Consider the following 18,162-nt stretch of genomic DNA (forward strand, 5'->3'; position numbering starts at 1 on the left):
ACTATATTTAAATAAATTTCTTACACCAGAAGCTGATCCGCATAACCAATATTTCTAAAAAAGGATGCGATAATTGGATTTTTGGGTATTGGTTCCATATTATCCGGTGTAATCACAATATTTTGAGAAGCACGATTGGCATTCTCCACATACATCCGTTCCTTTTCTATTACAAATTTTGCCTGATAAGAGCTTGTATATTCACGATGGATCAATGTATTCGCAATCATCTCACGGGTGATAATATTTCTCAGACTCTTACGTTGGTCATCTTCGAGAAAAAATTTATCCAGCAAATGCTTGCGCCCAAATTCCATTAAACGCTCATAGCTTTCTATCAAATTTGTCTGGATGATTTCTCTGTCATCATAACGATCAATGTTTACTCTGCGTAAAAGCGCATCTGTCACATAGGCCGGTACAATGTCTAAAATTACATCGTCTTTTCCAAGAAGCATAACCGCTGCCAGATTGAATCCCTGCTCACCAGTTACACGATCAATAGAATATAATCTCGCACTTTTCAACAATTCATCATCTGTCATACGGCTCCACGGATGTCCGCTTCCGTTACTCTGATTTTCTGCCATAATACGAAGTTTAGGAAGCATATCAATCCGCAAATCCTCTTTCTTTACATATGGGTATAGTTTTCGTTCCGTAAAAATCTCTTGTTTACGGATATACATTTGTGCAATTTGGGAAGTTGCAGTTACTTTCACATCCGCATCATCAATCCGGTCATAAATTATTTTCTTGTAACTATGAACCTCGGCACTTGGTAAAACATGAATATGAATAATTGTCTTGCCCTCATATTTCAGGACTTTGGGTGACAAATAAACTGTAGGTGTAAACAACGCCGGATTGCTGACACAGCTTATAAAGTTTCTGACCATATCAGCTGCCGCATTTTCCGGCACCCCTAAAACAGTTCCATCATCCAGTACGCCTAAAAAAATGTCTCCTCCAAAACGGTTCAGAAAAGAGCATACTGTTTCATATACATCGCTTTCAATACCATTCCCACAACGCTTGAATTCCACTGCGATGGTTTCTCCTATGTCCAGTATTTCCTTAATCGCTTTTGAATCCACAGCCTCGCCTCCTTATTCCGTCACTTTCCCTCCGTAGTACACCAGTCCTACAACGCCCGGTCCTGCGTGTGTGCCTATGCTTGGGCTGACATCGTTGATAACGACATCCTCAAATCCAAGATCGTTTACCATTTTCTTCACTGCGAGGGCATCCTCCATGCAGTCTCCGTGAAGGATTGCCACTTTACGGTCTTTTCCGTAATGTTCCGGATCCAGCGACTTTTCCATGTTGGTGACAAGTGTTTTCAGCGCCTTCTTCCGCCCGCGGACAGTGCCGTCGGATTTCAGTTCTCCTGATGCCGTTATACGAAGAAGCGGCTTGATGTTGATCATGCTGCCGACAATCGCAGTCGTTTTGGAGACACGTCCTCCTCTTTGAAGATGGTGCAGATCATCCACGGTAAACCAGACATTGATATGGCTTCGTTCTTCATTCAGTACTGTCAGGACTTCCTGCATTGCTTTCCCCTGCTCCCTTAATTCTGCCGCCCGGTACACTGACAGACCTTCGCCGAGGGATGCATTCAGGGAGTCAAAGATCTCGATTTTCCTGTCCGGATACTCATCGAGCAGCTCCCTTGCCACCATGCGCACGTTGTTATAGCTGCCGCTCAATGCGCTGGAAAATGCGATGTGGAGAATATCTTTTTCTTCTTTTAAAACCGTCTCAAATTTTTCCCGGATGACTGCCGGATTGTTTGCCATGGATTTCGGAAGTTCTCCCTTCCTCATCGTCTCATAAAATTCATGCGGGGACATGTTTTTCTCATCTCCGTAAACCTCATCTCCGAATGCGTAGTACTGCGGGATCACCGGGATTCCATATTTTTTCAGGGCCTCAGCCGGCACATCCGAATTTGAATCTGTTGTAATCGTGTAGTCCATCGTTGTTCTGCCTCCTCATTTCATCTCTTTTCTCTAACTTTGTTTTCTCCGCTTGATCACTTTCAGTCTTGTAAATTCTTCTCTGTCTTTTTCTTCCAGTGCGTTGCTGATGCTTGATACAAGCTGTGTATACATCGGGATAGTGATGTTCTGCAGCGCATTGGCTCTCTTCTGCGTCTTTTTAATATTGGAAGCAAGCCGGTAAGCCGCATTCTCCACCATGGAAAGCTTCACCGTCAAATCTTTCACCTTCCGGAAAGCTTCCGCCGCCCGGTCCGCGGACTCTTTTGTCGCGCTGAACGCATAAGTCGGAACCGGTGTCTTCGGTGTATATTTCACATGCGGGATCTCCGTTCCCATGATACTTCTTGTCTGGATCACGATCGAATCTTCGATCGGAACCGTATATGCGATCTGGGAGATCGTATTGATCCCGTTTTCAATATTTGCCTTCTGAAGACATTGATACGCATAGGTAAATGTGCTGTCAATCTCCTCCTGAATGGTGCGGGCCTGATCGATCAGATCCATCAGTTCCCGGATCAGAATGTTTCTCTTTTTATCCATCAGTTCATATCCCTGCTTCGCAAGCGCAAGAGAATTCTTCGCAAGCATCAGGTTGCCTTTTGTCGGAAATGTCCGTGGATCCAACAGCCTCACCCCTTTACATTTCTTTATTTGCTACAGAGCCCGGACTCGCACTCGTGGTGACACCTTCATCCCGTTTTGTCGGATGATAGTATTTGTCCAGAATCTTCGTATTAACACGGTCCAGCTCCTCTCTCGGAAGCCGTCCAAGAAGCTCCCATCCAAGATCCAGTGTCTCCTCGATGGTACGGTTTTCCTCCGGACCCTGACCGATGTATTTCTCTTCAAATTCCTTTCCAAACGCAAGGTATTCTTTATCGATCGGGGAAAGTTCGTCCTCTCCGATAACCGATGCCAGATTTCTTGCGTCCCCCACTTTTGCGTAGGCGGAAAACAGCTGGTTTGCCAGATCCTGATGATCCTCCCTTGTGTAACCCTCTCCGATTCCGTCTTTCATCAGACGGGACAGGGACGGCAGGACGCTGATCGGCGGATAAATGGACTGACCGTTTAAGTTCCGGTCCAGTACTATCTGGCCTTCTGTAATATATCCGGTCAGGTCCGGGATCGGGTGGGTAATATCATCGTTCGGCATCGTCAGAATCGGAATCTGCGTTACCGAACCGCCTGCGCCCTCCACGATGCCTGCTCTCTCATAGATTGCAGCAAGTTCACTGTACAGATAACCCGGAAAGCCCTTCCGGCTTGGGATCTCTCCTTTGGAGGAGGACACCTCACGCATGGCCTCGGCAAAGGATGTCATATCCGTCAGGATGACAAGGATATGCATGTTCTGCTCAAAGGCCAGATACTCTGCAACCGTCAGCGCTACTTTCGGCGTAATCAGACGTTCCACCACCGGATCGTTTGCCAGATTCAGGAACATGGCCACATGGTCTGCCACGCCGCTCTCCTCAAAAGTTCTGCGGAAAAAGTCCGCCACGTCGTGTTTGACTCCCATGGCCGCAAAGACAATGGCAAACTCTTCACCGGAATCCTCTCCCAGAGACGCCTGCTTGACGATCTGCGCTGCAAGCTGGTCGTGAGGCAGTCCGTTTCCGGAAAAAATCGGCAGCTTCTGTCCTCGAATCAGCGTAGTCAGGCCATCGATTGCCGAAATCCCGGTACGAATATAGTTCCTCGGATATTCCCGTTTTACCGGATTGAGCGGCAGTCCATTGACATCCCGCCTTACTCGCGCGGCAATCGTTCCCAGATCATCGATCGGCTGTCCGATTCCGTTAAAGGTTCTTCCAAGCATCTCGCGGGACAGTCCGATCTCCATCGGATGCCCGGTGAGTCTGGTGTGGGTGTTGACAAGGGACATTCCCTCGGATCCTTCAAAGACCTGGATGACCGCCTTGTCCCCATAAAGCTCAATGATTCTTCCAATCCGCTTCTTGTTTCCTCCCACAATAAATTCTACAATTTCATCATAAAACGCATCCTGTACCCCTTCCAGTACAATGAGGGGACCGTTAATGCTGCTAAGCCCAAGATATTCGATTGGCATAACTGTTTCGTTCCCTCCTTTTATGCATTTTTCTCCAGCACACGCTGGTAGAAGGTATCAATGTCCCGCCGGTACTGCGCAAACAGTTCCAGCCGGTCATTCGGCACATCGTACTTGATGGCAATGACACGTTCAAAAATATTTTCCGACTTCAAAACCGACATCGGATGCCCCATTGTCACAAGGGCCCGTGCCTGTTTGTACAGATATAAAATCGTATCCATCATCAGGAACTGCTTTTCCAGAGAGACGCACGTATCATCTTTGTGGAAAGCGTTCTGCTGCAGGAAGCCCAGACGGATGACTCTTGCAATTTCCAGAATCAACTTCTGGTCATCCGGCAGAACGTCACTTCCGATCAGCTTGACGATTTCCAGAAGGCTGCTCTCCTGATTCAGAAGGGCCATCAGCCGGTTCCGGTAATCTACAAACTTCGGAGAAACATTGTCCTGATACCAGTGGGACAGATCCTGCAAATATTCACTGTAACTGGAAAGCCAGTGGATGGCCGGGAAATGTCTGGAGTAGGCAAGGCTCTTGTCCAGTCCCCAGAAGCATCTCACAAACCGCTTCGTATTCTGTGTGACCGGCTCCGAGAAGTCACCGCCCTGAGGCGATACCGCCCCGATAATGCTGACTGATCCTCTCGTACCGTTTAAGTTCTGCATCATGCCCGCTCTCTCATAGAAAGCCGACAGCCTGGATGCAAGGTAAGCCGGGAATCCTTCTTCTGCCGGCATCTCCTCCAGACGTCCAGAAAGTTCACGAAGAGCCTCCGCCCATCTCGATGTGGAGTCCGCCATGATCGCCACATCATATCCCATGTCCCTGTAATACTCGGCCAGAGTAAGTCCCGTATAGATACTTGCCTCACGGGCCGCCACCGGCATGTTGGACGTATTGGCAATCAGCGTCGTCCGGTCCATCAGAGGGTTTCCGGTCCGCGGGTCTGTCAGTTCCCCAAACTCCTCCAGAACCTGGGTCATTTCATTTCCACGCTCTCCGCATCCGATATAGATAATAATGTCCGCATCGGACCATTTGGCAATCTGATGCTGGGTCATTGTTTTTCCTGTTCCGAATCCTCCCGGGATCGCAGCTGTTCCGCCTTTTGCGATCGGGAACATCGTATCGATGATCCGCTGTCCCGTCACAAGCGGTACCGATGCCGCAAACCGCTGGCTCACCGGGCGCGGTGTCCGGATCGGCCACTTCTGGGCCATCGGAATCTCCACCGTTTGTCCGTTTCCTGTATCCAGAGTCAGAAGCGGCTCTTCGATCGTGTACGGCCCGTCCTCCCGCACAGATACGACCGTACCGTGCAGATGCGGCGGAATCATACATTTATGGACAATAGCTCTTGTCTCCGGTACCTCCGCAAAAATATCGCCGCCGTTGACATAATCGCCTTTCTTCACAGTAAAATGGGTGTCCCATTTCTTTTCACGGTCGAGGGAGTCGACCGAAATTCCTTTTGTAATAAAAGCTCCGCCCGTCTCTGATATTTTTTCCAGCGGACGCTCAATTCCGTCAAATATATTATTCAGAATCCCGGGCGCCAGAGTCACCGACACTGCATTTCCGGAGGCGGTCACTTCTTCTCCCGGGCGAAGTCCCGATGTCTCCTCGTACACCTGAATAGTTGTCCGGTCCTTATCGAGGGCAATGACTTCTCCGACCAGATGATCCTTTCCCACATAAACCATTTCGGACATTCCGAATCCGGTATTGCCTTTCAGATAGATGACAGGCCCGTTAATTCCATAGATTTTCCCAGTCTTAGACAACTCCATCACCTCCCAGGAATACAAATTCATCATACTCCGATCTCAGAGCGGTCCTGAAAGAATGATCAATCAGAATATTTCTGCCGCGGATGACTGCCCGGACTCCTCCGATGAAGTCTTCGTTGCTGATCGTCAGCATAGTGCCGGACTTTAATTCCAGCTCCTCTTTCATCTCCTGATCCGAAGGATTGATATAGATTGTCAATCCCTCATCGCCCGCAAATTCTACAGACTTCCGGATACAGCGCAGAAGAAAGTCCCGGTACTTCTCTGTTTTCATATAGGATGCCACCAGTTCCATGACCTCCCGGAACACCTTATCCTTTAGTTCTTTCTGCACTCTTCCTTCCTGCCTCTTCAGATCCAGCTGTGCCTTTGCCATCGCCTGGTTTTTCTGCTGTCTGGCATTGACTGTCTCCGCTTTGATCCGGGTCTCCATCTGGCGCACGGCCTCCTGCTTATGATCCTCAAACACCTTGTCGAGGGCCGCGCGGTAACTCGTTATAATCTCATTTCCTTCTGCTCTGGCCGCCTCCATTGAGGAGGTCTGAATCTTCGCAATTTTCTCATCTAATGTCAAAAGGAATCCCTCCTTTTATAATTTCAGTCCGATTGCTTCGGTAATATAAGATGTGATAAAGTCTTTTCTCCGTCCGGTTCCGTGTCTGTCAGGAATCTCCACAAGCAGAGGCATTTTCCTCTCCAGACGGAATTCGTCGATGAGATCCGGAAATTCTTTCCCGAATTTCTCCGTCAGAAGGACAATCCCCACAGTCTTGTCCTTCAGGACATTCTGGAGCGCCTCATAGAGCTCCTCACGTTCGTGTACGACAACTCCGTCCACGCCTGCAAGGCGCATTCCTGTATACGTATCGACATTATCACTGATCAGAAACATCTTCATCTTATAACTGTCCCAGGATCATGAAGGAGATGATCAGCCCGTACAGGCAGACACCTTCTGCAAGTCCTACGAAAATCAGCGACTTACCAAGGACGCTGGAGTCCTCGCTGATCGCGCCAAGTGCCGCGCTCGCTGCACTTGCCACGGCGATACCGCCGCCGATACAGGATAAACCGGTAACCAGTGCGGCCGCGATATAGCCCATTCCCGTTGCTGTAGAGGCAGAGGCTGCCGCGTCCGCCGCCTGTACATTCGGTCCTGCAAACATCATAATCGATGCCAGAACGAATGCTCCGAAGAAGAAAAATACATTCACTCCAATGGCACGTTTGTAACGCCCTTTGTTCTTCTCTCCGATCAGATAATATCCAAACGGAATGATAATACTTAAGATCAGTGCTGCAATTAGCGCTATTCTCGCTGCAAGAGTCATAATAAAGTCCTCCTTTATTTTTCCATTTTTCTGTTTTTGTTATATGGCTCAAACTTTCTTCCGCTTCCTTTATAGAACCGGCTGAACATCTCATAGTATTCCAGACGAAGTACCTGGATTCCGACTACAAGTCCTTCCATCAGACAGACAAACAGGTTTCCAAGCACGATCACCACCCAGTTTGTATGCCCGCCCTCTACTCCGGCAAGCATCAGTACGACCTCCATCATCGCCGCATGGCTGACGGCAAAGGCTCCGATACGCACGAAAGAAAGAGTGTTCGAAAAATAGCTCAGGAGCATCTCGAACAGTTCAAAAAATCCTTCTACCAGGAACATCACTGCTCCTTCTTTCATCTTCTCTTTCTTCTTCAGAAGCGTGTTTGTCAACGGCTCCTTAAAGAGAATCAGAAGAAGCGGCACTCCGAACATCACAAGAAGCACGATTCCTGCCGGTGTCTTGTGTCCGGTCATGAACAGAACCACAACCGCCACAATCGATCCGTAAAAGACAAGTCCGGCCACTCCGTTCGGATCAAACCATGCGCCCTGAACATCGTGTCCCCGGAACGCATTGATAATATGAAGTACCATCGCCACCAGAATCAGCAGCATTCCAAAGGCAATCGACACGATAAATACCGTATTTAGTTTCCCGACAAACGGGAGTGTCGTCATATGGTCGATGGGCCTAAGCCACAGAGGCTCTATGATATCTTCAAATCCGAACACACTTCCAAACATGAAGCCGAAGATTGTTGAGAATACTCCTGCCGTAGCAATGATTCCCGCAAGCGGGAGTTTCTTAAAGTGGTAAATCAATGCTCCCACAATGACAAGCAGAAGTCCCTGGCCTACATCGCCGAACATCACTCCGAAGATGAAGGAATAGGTGATTCCCACAAAAAGGGTCGGGTCAATCTCATCGTGGGACGGCAGCCCGTACATACCGACGAACATCTCGAACGGCTTGAAAATCTTCGGGTTTTCCAGTTTTGTCGGCGGTTCTCCGAAGTAGCTGTCATGGTCGTCCTCCACGACAACAAAAACCTTGTCGTCCTGCTCCGCTTCCGCCATAAACTTTTTGACGTCCTCTTCTGCCATCCAGCCGCAGAGGATATAGTAATCTTCTTTTTTATCTTCCACCCTGGCCGCCATCTTACGGACGTCGAAATTGTGAGCAAGCTCTTCCAGCCTCTGCTTCGCCCACACAAGCTGCGGGGCTTTCTGTTCCAGCATCTTCGCCGCTTCTTTATCCAGGTCATCAATTTTCTTCTGGATTTCATACATTTCCTTCAGAAGCTTCTGGCTTGCTTCCTCCGGCGATCCTTCGTACTGCGCCGGAATCTCAATCCGCTCAAAATGAAGGGACCGGAATACCGCATCCGTCTTCTGGAGATCCGCAGGTGCAGCAAAGTAAGCACCGTAGACAGATGTCCCGTCCTGCGCTCCTTTTACAAAAACCGCATCCAGATCATTCAGGAGATATTTCTCCAGCTTCTGGTACTGCTCCACCGGCATCTTACCGAAGCGGTAGGCAATATATTTATAATTCAGGATCTTTCCAAGATCACCGCCCATCGGCCGGAACGGCTCGATGATTTTCTGTCTGGCTGCAATCTCTTCTTTCTTCTTTTTCCACTGATCCTGCTGTGACTGCAGTTTTAAATATTCCTCATTTGTTGTCCGGATCAGTTCAAAAATATCATTGAGCCCCATTTTCGTATCCGGTAAGGTCTTATCCGGATCTTCCAAAAATCCCACAAACTGCACCGCTTTAAGAAGTGCATCCCTGTACGGATTCATTTCCACAAAGGGCCTTAAATTGTCCACTGTCTTCAGCTCAGAAAGCGCTGATTCCAGCTGGATTTCATATCGTGACAGATACAGATCCATCACACGGTCAATATCACTGCGCGGCCCTGAGATATTGACAAATTTCATTTTTACAATCATTTTTTCTGCCCTCCTGTATACTCCATGATCTCATCCGAGGATACACCATAGCGCACACATTCTATCACGGTCGTCAGCTTTTTGATCTCCTCCTCTTTCATAAAGAGGTAGGTATTGATCGACGCAATAGAGTACGGATTTCTCCTCCGGTCTGTCGTGTACAAATAATACAGATAATCCGCGTACATCTTTTCTACCGTCAGATTCTGGCCAAAATCATAGTGTCTTGCGTACGAGGTCTTCTGCACGGCATTCTGAAATTCCTCCAAAGTCGGCGCTTCCACCATCTCCTTGACCAGCCCGGTACTGATCTTGTACTGGATCGGAATCAGCAGCGCATAAATATCCGGCGGGGACAGGCTGAAATATTTCTTGGCCCGGTAAATCCACTGAATATTCAGCATATTGATCTGGGTCCCGTAATCTCTCGCAAAAAGCTCCAGCTCCTTGTCCTTCAGGATCTTCTTGTGATCCTTCCACATGGAAACAAAGTAATACAGATTCAGTGCCAGATCATAATCAAACAGTGTCGCCTTCCCTGAATCCCTCAGCTTCTTTAATGTCTCATAGTATTCCGTTCCCTTCAGGTTTTCAATCAGCTCATCTGTTGTTCTTACGTGGATCAGCTTTTCGATGGAAATCTGCGAATACCGGTCAAAAAATGCTTTCTTATGGTTCAGATCGAAAGGCTCCTGATAGTGGTTGATGACGATCCTCAGACAATAGTTGATCAGCTCCACTTCGTACCGCTTCAGATAAAGCTTTAAAAACTTTCTCTGCTCCAGTGTGCAGAAACGGTAAATCTTCGTGTAATCATGGTACAAGGACAGTTCCAGAAGCTTCTCGATGTTCCCCCTGTGTACAAGGGACGGCTCCAGATTCTCCAGGATTTCCCTGTATACAGTATTCTGAATCAGGTAAGAAACCACTTCCGGCACACTGCTCATGACCATGATCTCATCAAACTGCTCTTTTGTAAGGAGTTTGGCCTCCATTGCCCTTAGCTTCGTGACAATCCCACTGTAGGCAAGTAAATTTCCCATAAGCTACACCTCTGTGATCCGCTTTAAAATATCTTCTGCATACAATGTATGCTTCTCCTCATACTCCTTTTGAAGGGATGCGATGAGCTCCCGACTTGTATTTTCCTGACCGGTAAGAAGGTTCTCCTTATCATGCTCAAGCCCCTCCTGAATCTTTTCGATCCGGGCTTTTGTCTCCTCCTCCATCCGAAGGTCAAATACCTTTCTCTTCTCTTCGTATTCCCTGTCGAGTTTCTCTTTCTCAGCCTCTGCATGCGCTACAATCGCCGATGCAGTCTGCTCAATTTCCGTCAATTTGTTGATTACAGAGTCCATAGAAAGCCCCCTTTTTGTATAATTTGCAATTATCTCTTATCATACAACTTTTAAAATAAAATGCAATGGTTATTTCAAAAGTTTAACATTTGACCGCACTATTTCACATATAATATGACAAATTCTATCTGGAGCCTGAATTTATGAAATTTTCACTCCCAGTTTTCTCATGTTTTCGCAGAAAAAAAGTCCGGTTTGTCCTTCTGGCTGCGGTCAGCCTGGCTGCTGTCTCTCTGCTGATTTATTCCTTTCTTCCGCCCTCTTCGGACCCGGATTCTTTCTTTTCCAGAACGATCACCTCAAACAGCACGGATGAACAGTTTGAAGCATTTACAAAAACACTTTTCTTCCAGGAGGTGTCCGGCGATTCCATCAGCCTGCACTTTAATTTAAAGGATCCGGAAAGTTACGGGATTCTGGATGCGCCTGTCACCTTCGGTACCTTTGTATCCTCTCCCGAGAGTTCCGGAGCATCTCTGGAAAATACTCTGGCAGCACTTGACCGCTTTTCGCCAAAAAAGCTGTCCAAAGAAAATCAGCTCACCTGGCGGATTCTGGATTCTTATCTTGAGACCGCCCTTTCCTGTTCCAAATATCTTCTATATGAAGAGCCGTTAAGTCCGCTCACCGGAACCCAGTCCCAGCTTCCGGTTCTGCTCTCTGAATTTACTTTTGAGACGACAGAGGATATCGATACATACCTGTCACTTCTTTCTACCATGCCGGATTACTTTCAGTCTCTGATTGACTTCGAACAGGCCAAATCCGAGGCTGGCCTTTTCATGTCTGACGACAGAGCGGACGCCGTCATCCAGGAATGTCAGGACTTCGTCTCCATGGGAGAAGATCACTATCTTCTCTCCTCCTTTGAAGAACGCCTTGACGAGATGGGTACGCTATCGGACAGCGAGCGAATTCTGTACACAGCCAAAAACAAAGATCTCCTGACTACTCAGATTTTTCCCGCCTACCAGATTCTGATAGACGGGCTGACTTCACTGAAAGGTTCCGGCACTTCCGACACGGGGCTTTGCAGTCTCCCGGACGGCAAAGAATGCTATGAAGCATTTCTGAAACAGGAAATCGGAACGGACCGTTCCGTCGAGGAACTTGAGCAGCTCGCCGCCTCCCAGATCATCTCTGATATGAAAGAGATGAAAGCGGCGCTTCCCGCCTCCGGAATCGTGTCGGACGTTGTCCTTCAGGAATCCTCCCCGGAATCCATCCTCCTGGAACTGAAACAGAAAATGGAGCCGTCCTTTCCTGACATCCCGGACGTTTCCTTTACCGTCAAGCAGGTGCCAACATCCACGCAGGAATATTTAAGCCCCGCCTTTTATCTCATCCCGCCCATCGACGACAGTACCCAAAATACGATTTACATCAACCCGCGACATGAAATGGAAGGCTTAAACCTTTTCACCACACTGGCCCATGAAGGCTATCCGGGCCACCTCTACCAGACGACCTATTTCCTTTCGCAGAATCCGGATCCGATCCGCACCGTCCTGAACTTTGGCGGATATGTGGAGGGATGGGCCACCTACACAGAAATGATGTCCTACTATCTGGCGCCGATCTCCAAAGAAGAGGCCGTTATCCAGCAGAAAAACGCTTCTATCATCCTCGGTCTCTATGCTCTGGCCGATATCGGAATCCATGAAAAAGGCTGGTCGGAAGAAGACACGCTTGCTTTCTTCTTCCAATACGGTATCGGTGACAAAGACAGCATTTCGGAAATCTATCAGCTGATTCTGGGGGATCCGGCCAACTACGCAAAATATTATTTCGGCTATCTGGAATTTCTGGAACTGAAAAAAGAGGCCATGACCCGCTGGGGCGAAAATTTTTCCCAGAAACGGTTTCATAAGTTTGTTCTGGATATCGGGCCGGCTCCTTTTGATCTGATCAGAAAAGAACTGGAAAAAACGGACGCATAGAAAAAAGAGAAGACAGCGGTCACACAGGGCATCTGCCCCGGACCGGTCTGTCTTCTCTTTCGTTTCATTTCTATTATTCTGCTACGAATACTTCTTTTCCCATACCGCAGATCGGGCATACCCAGTCTTCCGGAAGGTCTTCAAAAGCTGTTCCCGGTGCAATTCCGTTATCCGGATCACCTACTTCCGGGTCATATACATATCCGCATGGTTCGCAAACATATTTCTGCATTTTATATTCTCCTTTCTTCCTATACAAATAGTAAGAATTACTATTTTTATTTATGACCAGTATAATCTATATTACAAAAAAAATCTATCCCTAAATTTGTTTTTTAATAAATTATTTACATTTTTCCGGCAAGCCATACACTCGCCGCAAGTCCGGCCGCCGTCGCAATCATCGCTCCGGCCAGTGTATATCTTGTCTTTTTCACCTTTGCAGTCATAAAATACACAGACATCGTATAAAAAATCGTCTCCGTACACGCCATGGAGATGGAGGCGATCCTCCCTATGTAAGAGTCTGTCCCGAATTCCTTGTAAATATCCGTCAAAAGTCCGGTAGCCGCCGACGAGGAAAACATTTTGACGACAGAAAGAGGTACCAGCTCTCCCGGGAATCCGATTTTCTCCGTCCACTGTCCCAGAATTCCGGACAGAAACTCCAGAAAACCTGAGGCTCGGAGTACTCCCACTGCCACCATCAGCCCTACGAGTGTCGGCATGATCTTCAACACCGTATAAAATCCATCCTTCGCCCCTTTGATAAATGTCTCGTAAACCTGTACCCGTTCCAGAATTCCGGAGACAACAATCGTAAAAATCAGAAAAGGGACGATGTACTGAGACAGAAATAAAACAAACTGCATATTCTGTGCTCCTTCGCATATCGTCCCTTAATTATACGCACACTGTTCCGTTTTATGATTCCGCTTCCCGGTTTTGCTCCAGTCCCTTCATGATTTTAAAGTACATGACCAGAAGCAGGCTTCCCGCAAGAATCCATGCCATCGGACTGGCAAGGCAGGCGCCCACGTAACTTCTGTGACGTGAGGCAATCATTGCCACCACACCTCTTCCAATTAATTCGGCAATTCCCGCAGTCATCGGGAGGAATCCGTATCCCATTCCCTGAATTCCGTTGCGGTACAGGTTCACCACAGTCAGCGGGATGAAGAATACAGACACACAGATCAGATACGTCCGGACTCCGCCGATTACCTGCGGTACATCCGCAGCTTCTACAAAGAGATACGTAAGATAATGTCCGCCCAGGACCATCAGCACCGCAACCACAACCGAATAGACGGAACCGATGATGGTTGCCGAGCGGAATCCCCGCCGGATTCTTTTGATATCTCCCGCTCCCATATTCTGGGCACAATAGGTCGCCATGGCCGTTCCAAGAGCCACATAGGCCTGAGTTACAATCTGCTCGATCTTGCTGGCTGCCGTAAAGGCCGCAACGGAGATGGAGCCGAGCAGATTCAGCGCGGACTGCACCATCATTGTCCCAATAGCAGTAATCGAATACTGAAGCGCCATCGGAAATCCAATCCGCATCTGTGTCCTCAAAAGATCTCCTTCCACTTTCCAGTCTTCTTTGTGGAGATGCAGATGCGGCACCGCCTTCCAGATGTAAATCAGACATGCCGCCCCCGACACGCCCTGAGAAATGACAGTCGCATAAGCCGCCCCTGCCGGTCCCATGCCAAAACAGATGATGAACACCAGATCCAGCACGACGTTCAGAAGCGCCGCCAGAATCAGAAAATAAAGCGGTGTCCGGCTGTTGCCGAGTGCTCTTAAAATACTGGAAAGCAGATTATAAAGTACCTGGGCAAAAATCCCGGCACAGATAATGACAATATATTCGTACGCATAGTCAAAAATGTCTTCCGGCGTATTCAGAAGTCTCAACAGGTCTTTCATAAAGATCACGCTGGCCGCTGTCATCACCACGGAGACAATCAACGACAGAATCGCGGCAGACGCCACTGTTTTCCTCATTGCATTCATATCGCCTGCACCGAATTTCTGCGCCGTCAACACGGTAAACCCGGCAGTCAGCCCGATCAGAAATCCGATAATCAGGAAATTGATCGTCCCTGTCGCCCCGACTCCTGCAAGTGCCTTTGTCCCGACAAATTTCCCGACAACCACGGCATCCACCATATTATAAAACTGCTGGAACACATTTCCTATAAAAACCGGCATCGTAAACCGGACAATCAGCTTTCCGGGACTTCCCTTTGTCATATTGTTTTCCATAGCTGTTCTCCCTTCTCGCATTCCTTTTTTTACTCATATTTTTTCATTCTACCGCTCCGCATGTAATCGCGCAATCCCCTTTTTTATTTACAATTCTTTTTTCTCATGCTACACTCAAGAAAAACCGCTCAGGGGAGGGGATTATATGGACCAGATACAGACTTTTTCAGAATTTAACAGTAATCTTTTTCAGGAAATTTATATGCTTTTCTGCGGAATGCAGGATTGCCCGCCCCTTTATTCCTATGGACCTGCTGTCCGGGACTCCTACATATTTCATATATGCACAAAAGGAAAGGGAACTTTTTATTCCGGAGAAAACAGTTATTCCATCGAAACGGGGCAGGGCTTTTTGATTCGGCCTGACAGGCTCACCTTCTATCAGGCCGATGAGACGGATCCGTGGAGTTATGTCTGGGTTTCCGTTGCCGGCACCGACATTGCCCGCTACTTCGAGCTGATCGGAATCACGCCGGACCACCCGGTCTTTACCTGCCCGGACCCGGAGAAGGCAAAGAACTATGTCCTGGATATGATCGCCCACCATAAGATGAGCTTCCAGAATGAAATTTATATTCAAGGGGTTCTGCTGCAGTTTCTGGCCCTCCTGATCGAAGGCTCCGGCTACAAAAGCAAAAGCAGTAAAAAGGTTGCAGACGTCTATGTCAGCCAGGCCATTTCCTATATATATAAGAACTACCAGAACCCGGTATCCGTTCAGGAAATCGCAGACTTTCTATCCCTCAACCGGAGTTATCTGACGGAACTGTTCTTAAAGACTGTACACCTGTCTCCACAGCAGTTTCTCGTCAAATACCGCATGACCAAGGCGTGTGAACTCCTGGAAAATACCAGTCTCCCCATTGAACACATTGCCTATTCCTGCGGATACTCCAGCACCTTTTCTTTCTCCAAGGCATTCCGGAAGGTCAATGGAACAAGCCCTTCCCGGTACCGCCAGGATAAGAAAACGAATCCTTATTCGATGGAGCTTAAGAGATACAGCCGGGACTGATAGTCCCCGTTCTTTCCGTTGTACTTCTCTTTATTCTCCCCGGAGGAGGCATCGGACACATTCAGGCCGTACCAGAGAAGTTCATCTCCGTAGAGATCTTCCTCGTATTTTCCTGGCTCCATCCCGGCGACATGATACTTCCGGTCCGGATCCAGCCCCTGAAGCCTGACTTTTTTATACGGTCCGTTCACAGACTGCAGGACCTTGTAATATCCGACAATCGCCCGGGTTTTATCTTCTGATACGACCATCCACGCCGTCTCATTTCCCTCAAACGGACTTAACAGCCGGTAAAAAGTGCCGTACTGAATCAGGTGACGGTACTGTTTCATAAACGTAATCTGTGCTTTGACCTCTTCTTTTTCTTCTTCTGTCAGCCTGTTCGGATCCAGCTCATACCCAAAAGTTCCAAAATACGCCACATTCGCACGTGTTTCCAGAGACGTGTTTCGAAGCAGCTGATGATTCGGCACCGCAGACACATGGGCTCCCATGCTGCTGACCGGATAGACAAAAGAGGTTCCGTACTGGATTTTGCATCGCTCTACCGCATCCGTATCATCAGATGTCCAACACTGCGGCGCATAGTAAAGAAGTCCCGGATCAAATCTCGCCCCGCCGCTTGCGCAGGACTCAAACAGGATTTCCGGAAATTCCTTCGTCAGCATATCGTAAAGCCGGTACACACCCAGTATGTACTTGTGCATGACTTTTCCCTGATCCTTTGCACCGGCACCCGCCGAATACACTTCAGACATACTCCGGTTCATATCCCATTTAATATAGGAAATCGGAGCTTCTGTCAGAACCTTTTTCATCTGTTCAAAGATCGCGTTCACAACTTCTTCTCTGGAAAAATCAAGGACATACTGATTACGTCCCACCGACACCTTTCTTCCCGGCACTGACAAAATCCAGTCTGGATGCTCCCTGTAAAGCCTGCTTTCTTTATTCGTCATTTCCGGCTCAAACCAGAGTCCGAATTTCAGTCCCATTTCCTCTACCCTTCTGGCCACTCCCGTAATGCCATCCGGCAGTTTTTCCAGATTCGGATACCAGTCGCCCAGAGAAGAGGTGTCGTCATTACGCTTTCCAAACCATCCGTCATCCAGCACAAACAGTTCCACTCCAAGCTCTTTTGCTGTTTTTACAATTTCAAGAATCTTGTCCTCGTCAAAATCAAAATAGGTTGCTTCCCAGTTGTTGATGAGAACCGGTCTTTCCCGGTCTCTCCAGAATCCTCTTGCAAGGCGGCTCCGGTAAAGCGTATGATATGCCTGGCTCATACCATTCAGTCCGTGATCCGAATATACCATCACAGCCTCCGGAGTCTGGAAGGTCTCTCCCGGTTTCAGATTCCAGGAAAAAGTATCCGGATGAATTCCCATCGTCACTCTTGTTGTGTCATACGTGTCGACATCCGCCTGCGCAAGGAAATTTCCGCTGTAGACCAGGCTGAACCCATAGACTTCTCCATTTCCCTCTGTCGTCTCCTCCCGCTTCAAAGCCAGAAACGGATTATAATTGTGGCTGCTGCATCCACGCAGACTGTATACTGCCTGCACTCCATGCTCCAGCTTTCTCTCCTTGACCGAACGTTCCCTTGCCCATGCTCCGGTCAGCTCGATCATCTCAAAATCCATATCCGGAAGATCAACACTCATACTCATTGCCCGGTCCAGAACAATTTCCTGATCTCCCTTCTGCGTAATCTTCGCACTACGTGCAACTGCCGGAACATTCGCAAAGATTGTATAATATAAAGTAATTTCCGTACCGGATACCTGATCTTCCAGATACAGTTCGAGTGTATCCGCTTCCTCTTCTTTCTCTACATAGGTTGCCGGCAGTCCGGAAAGCTCCGGTTTTCCCTGATAAATGCTGTGTCCTTTGTAAAGGAACTCGGATATCCGGCTGCCGTTTTCCTGAAGAATCTCAAGAGCCGGATATCTCATATCCCCTGATCCGTACACCGGGTATTCCTGCTTGATGTGCTCCATGGAAAATTCCAGTTTTCCTTCAAACGGGCATACAGACATCGGTCTTGCCCGGAAATTCAACATATGCGCAAAACTCTCCCTGTCCCGTAATTTCTTTCCAAAATAAATATGTCCGATCTGTCCATTCTCCAGTACATTCAAAATATAGCTGATGTTTTGATTATACAGATGAAATTCCATCGATGATTTGTGAAAACAAACCGCCATCTCTGCTCCTCCTTTTTCCCCTGATCTTGCGATCCGTAATCTTCTCGTTTTTACTACAACTAATTATAATCATTTCACACTTTTATGCCAGTTCAAGATGTCAGGTAAATATGTCCAAATGTCAGGTAAATGATTATGTACTAAAAATGTTTCCGCCGTAACAAGAAAGAGGAAGACAGCATCAAACCTGATGTCGCCCTCCTCTT

Annotated in this window: 17 protein-coding genes; 2 read left to right on the top strand and 15 right to left on the bottom strand. The window is 47.9% G+C overall.

The window, feature by feature from the left end:
* Nucleotides 1-20: 20 nt before the first annotated feature.
* Genes B5G11_RS11555 through B5G11_RS11605 form a run of 11 tightly spaced genes read right to left on the bottom strand, consistent with a single transcriptional unit; the run spans nt 21 to nt 10,520 of the window.
* Complete coding sequence (locus B5G11_RS11555; RefSeq protein WP_242959049.1) at nt 21-1,097, bottom strand: RNA-binding domain-containing protein; 1,077 nt, start codon at nt 1,095-1,097, stop codon at nt 21-23.
* 12 nt (nt 1,098-1,109) lie between these two features.
* Nucleotides 1,110-1,982 carry a DegV family protein gene (locus B5G11_RS11560; protein WP_087253873.1) on the bottom strand — a complete coding sequence of 291 codons (873 nt, stop codon included), beginning with the start codon at nt 1,980-1,982 and terminating at the stop codon, nt 1,110-1,112.
* Between the two features lie 33 nt (nt 1,983-2,015).
* Nucleotides 2,016-2,633, bottom strand: coding sequence for a V-type ATP synthase subunit D (locus B5G11_RS11565; protein ID WP_087169029.1), 618 nt, complete (start codon nt 2,631-2,633; stop codon nt 2,016-2,018).
* Between the two features lie 13 nt (nt 2,634-2,646).
* Nucleotides 2,647-4,083 (bottom strand): V-type ATP synthase subunit B, encoded by a 1,437-nt coding sequence (locus B5G11_RS11570; protein ID WP_087253876.1) that lies wholly within the window; start codon nt 4,081-4,083, stop codon nt 2,647-2,649.
* Between the two features lie 20 nt (nt 4,084-4,103).
* A complete protein-coding gene (locus B5G11_RS11575) occupies nt 4,104-5,870 on the bottom strand; it encodes a V-type ATP synthase subunit A (protein ID WP_087253879.1) in 1,767 nt (588 codons plus the stop codon).
* Nucleotides 5,863-6,450, bottom strand: coding sequence for a V-type ATP synthase subunit E (locus B5G11_RS11580; protein ID WP_242959050.1), 588 nt, complete (start codon nt 6,448-6,450; stop codon nt 5,863-5,865). The genes B5G11_RS11575 and B5G11_RS11580 overlap by 8 nt, the downstream gene beginning before the upstream one ends.
* Before the next feature lie 15 nt (nt 6,451-6,465).
* Nucleotides 6,466-6,774 carry a V-type ATP synthase subunit F gene (locus tag B5G11_RS11585; protein ID WP_087169026.1) on the bottom strand — a complete coding sequence of 103 codons (309 nt, stop codon included), beginning with the start codon at nt 6,772-6,774 and terminating at the stop codon, nt 6,466-6,468.
* Nucleotide 6,775: 1 nt separating this feature from the next.
* Nucleotides 6,776-7,207 (bottom strand): ATP synthase subunit C, encoded by a 432-nt coding sequence (locus B5G11_RS11590; RefSeq protein WP_087169025.1) that lies wholly within the window; start codon nt 7,205-7,207, stop codon nt 6,776-6,778.
* Nucleotides 7,208-7,221: 14 nt separating this feature from the next.
* The gene (locus B5G11_RS11595) at nt 7,222-9,162 is read right to left on the bottom strand and encodes a V-type ATPase 116kDa subunit family protein (protein ID WP_087253882.1); all 1,941 of its coding nucleotides are present in this window, start codon (nt 9,160-9,162) and stop codon (nt 7,222-7,224) included.
* Nucleotides 9,159-10,205: a V-type ATPase subunit gene (locus B5G11_RS11600; protein ID WP_087169023.1), complete on the bottom strand. Its 1,047-nt coding sequence runs from the start codon at nt 10,203-10,205 to the stop codon at nt 9,159-9,161. Before B5G11_RS11600 ends, B5G11_RS11595 begins: the two co-directional genes overlap by 4 nt.
* Nucleotides 10,206-10,208: 3 nt before the next feature.
* Nucleotides 10,209-10,520 (bottom strand): hypothetical protein, encoded by a 312-nt coding sequence (locus B5G11_RS11605; RefSeq protein ID WP_087253885.1) that lies wholly within the window; start codon nt 10,518-10,520, stop codon nt 10,209-10,211.
* Nucleotides 10,521-10,663: 143 nt separating this feature from the next.
* On the opposite strand from B5G11_RS11605, the gene B5G11_RS11610 reads away from it, so the two are divergent.
* Nucleotides 10,664-12,460 carry a DUF885 domain-containing protein gene (locus tag B5G11_RS11610; RefSeq protein WP_087253888.1) on the top strand — a complete coding sequence of 599 codons (1,797 nt, stop codon included), beginning with the start codon at nt 10,664-10,666 and terminating at the stop codon, nt 12,458-12,460.
* A gap of 73 nt (nt 12,461-12,533) precedes the next feature.
* On the opposite strand, the gene rd is transcribed toward B5G11_RS11610, so the two are convergent.
* From rd to B5G11_RS11625, 3 genes are all read right to left on the bottom strand, one after another.
* Nucleotides 12,534-12,692 (bottom strand): rubredoxin, encoded by a 159-nt coding sequence (rd, locus tag B5G11_RS11615; RefSeq protein WP_024733984.1) that lies wholly within the window; start codon nt 12,690-12,692, stop codon nt 12,534-12,536.
* 115 nt (nt 12,693-12,807) lie between these two features.
* Nucleotides 12,808-13,332, bottom strand: a complete 525-nt coding sequence (locus B5G11_RS11620) for a nucleoside recognition domain-containing protein (protein WP_087169020.1) — start codon at nt 13,330-13,332, stop codon at nt 12,808-12,810.
* Nucleotides 13,333-13,384: 52 nt separating this feature from the next.
* Complete coding sequence (locus tag B5G11_RS11625) at nt 13,385-14,734, bottom strand: MATE family efflux transporter (RefSeq protein WP_087169019.1); 1,350 nt, start codon at nt 14,732-14,734, stop codon at nt 13,385-13,387.
* Nucleotides 14,735-14,879: 145 nt separating this feature from the next.
* On the opposite strand from B5G11_RS11625, the gene B5G11_RS11630 reads away from it, so the two are divergent.
* Nucleotides 14,880-15,749: an AraC family transcriptional regulator gene (locus B5G11_RS11630; protein WP_242959051.1), complete on the top strand. Its 870-nt coding sequence runs from the start codon at nt 14,880-14,882 to the stop codon at nt 15,747-15,749.
* Here B5G11_RS11630 and B5G11_RS11635 read toward each other — a convergent pair.
* Nucleotides 15,713-17,956: an alpha-galactosidase gene (locus B5G11_RS11635; protein WP_087253891.1), complete on the bottom strand. Its 2,244-nt coding sequence runs from the start codon at nt 17,954-17,956 to the stop codon at nt 15,713-15,715. The genes B5G11_RS11630 and B5G11_RS11635 overlap by 37 nt on opposite strands.
* Between the last annotated feature and the right edge of the window lie 206 nt (nt 17,957-18,162).

It is taken from the genome of Drancourtella sp. An57 (assembly GCF_002161525.1).
Taxonomy (GTDB): Bacteria; Bacillota; Clostridia; order Lachnospirales; family Lachnospiraceae; genus Sellimonas; species Sellimonas catena.

Coding starts and splice junctions, on each gene's coding strand:
- rd (WP_024733984.1), bottom strand. CDS start 12,692: ATGCAGAAATATGTTTGCGAACCATGCGGATATGTATATGACCCGGAA.
- B5G11_RS11630 (WP_242959051.1), top strand. CDS start 14,880: ATGGACCAGATACAGACTTTTTCAGAATTTAACAGTAATCTTTTTCAG.
- B5G11_RS11560 (WP_087253873.1), bottom strand. CDS start 1,982: ATGGACTACACGATTACAACAGATTCAAATTCGGATGTGCCGGCTGAG.
- B5G11_RS11635 (WP_087253891.1), bottom strand. CDS start 17,956: ATGGCGGTTTGTTTTCACAAATCATCGATGGAATTTCATCTGTATAAT.
- B5G11_RS11625 (WP_087169019.1), bottom strand. CDS start 14,734: ATGGAAAACAATATGACAAAGGGAAGTCCCGGAAAGCTGATTGTCCGG.
- B5G11_RS11590 (WP_087169025.1), bottom strand. CDS start 7,207: ATGACTCTTGCAGCGAGAATAGCGCTAATTGCAGCACTGATCTTAAGT.
- B5G11_RS11610 (WP_087253888.1), top strand. CDS start 10,664: ATGAAATTTTCACTCCCAGTTTTCTCATGTTTTCGCAGAAAAAAAGTC.
- B5G11_RS11595 (WP_087253882.1), bottom strand. CDS start 9,162: ATGATTGTAAAAATGAAATTTGTCAATATCTCAGGGCCGCGCAGTGAT.
- B5G11_RS11620 (WP_087169020.1), bottom strand. CDS start 13,332: ATGCAGTTTGTTTTATTTCTGTCTCAGTACATCGTCCCTTTTCTGATT.
- B5G11_RS11605 (WP_087253885.1), bottom strand. CDS start 10,520: ATGGACTCTGTAATCAACAAATTGACGGAAATTGAGCAGACTGCATCG.
- B5G11_RS11600 (WP_087169023.1), bottom strand. CDS start 10,205: ATGGGAAATTTACTTGCCTACAGTGGGATTGTCACGAAGCTAAGGGCA.
- B5G11_RS11570 (WP_087253876.1), bottom strand. CDS start 4,083: ATGCCAATCGAATATCTTGGGCTTAGCAGCATTAACGGTCCCCTCATT.
- B5G11_RS11585 (WP_087169026.1), bottom strand. CDS start 6,774: ATGAAGATGTTTCTGATCAGTGATAATGTCGATACGTATACAGGAATG.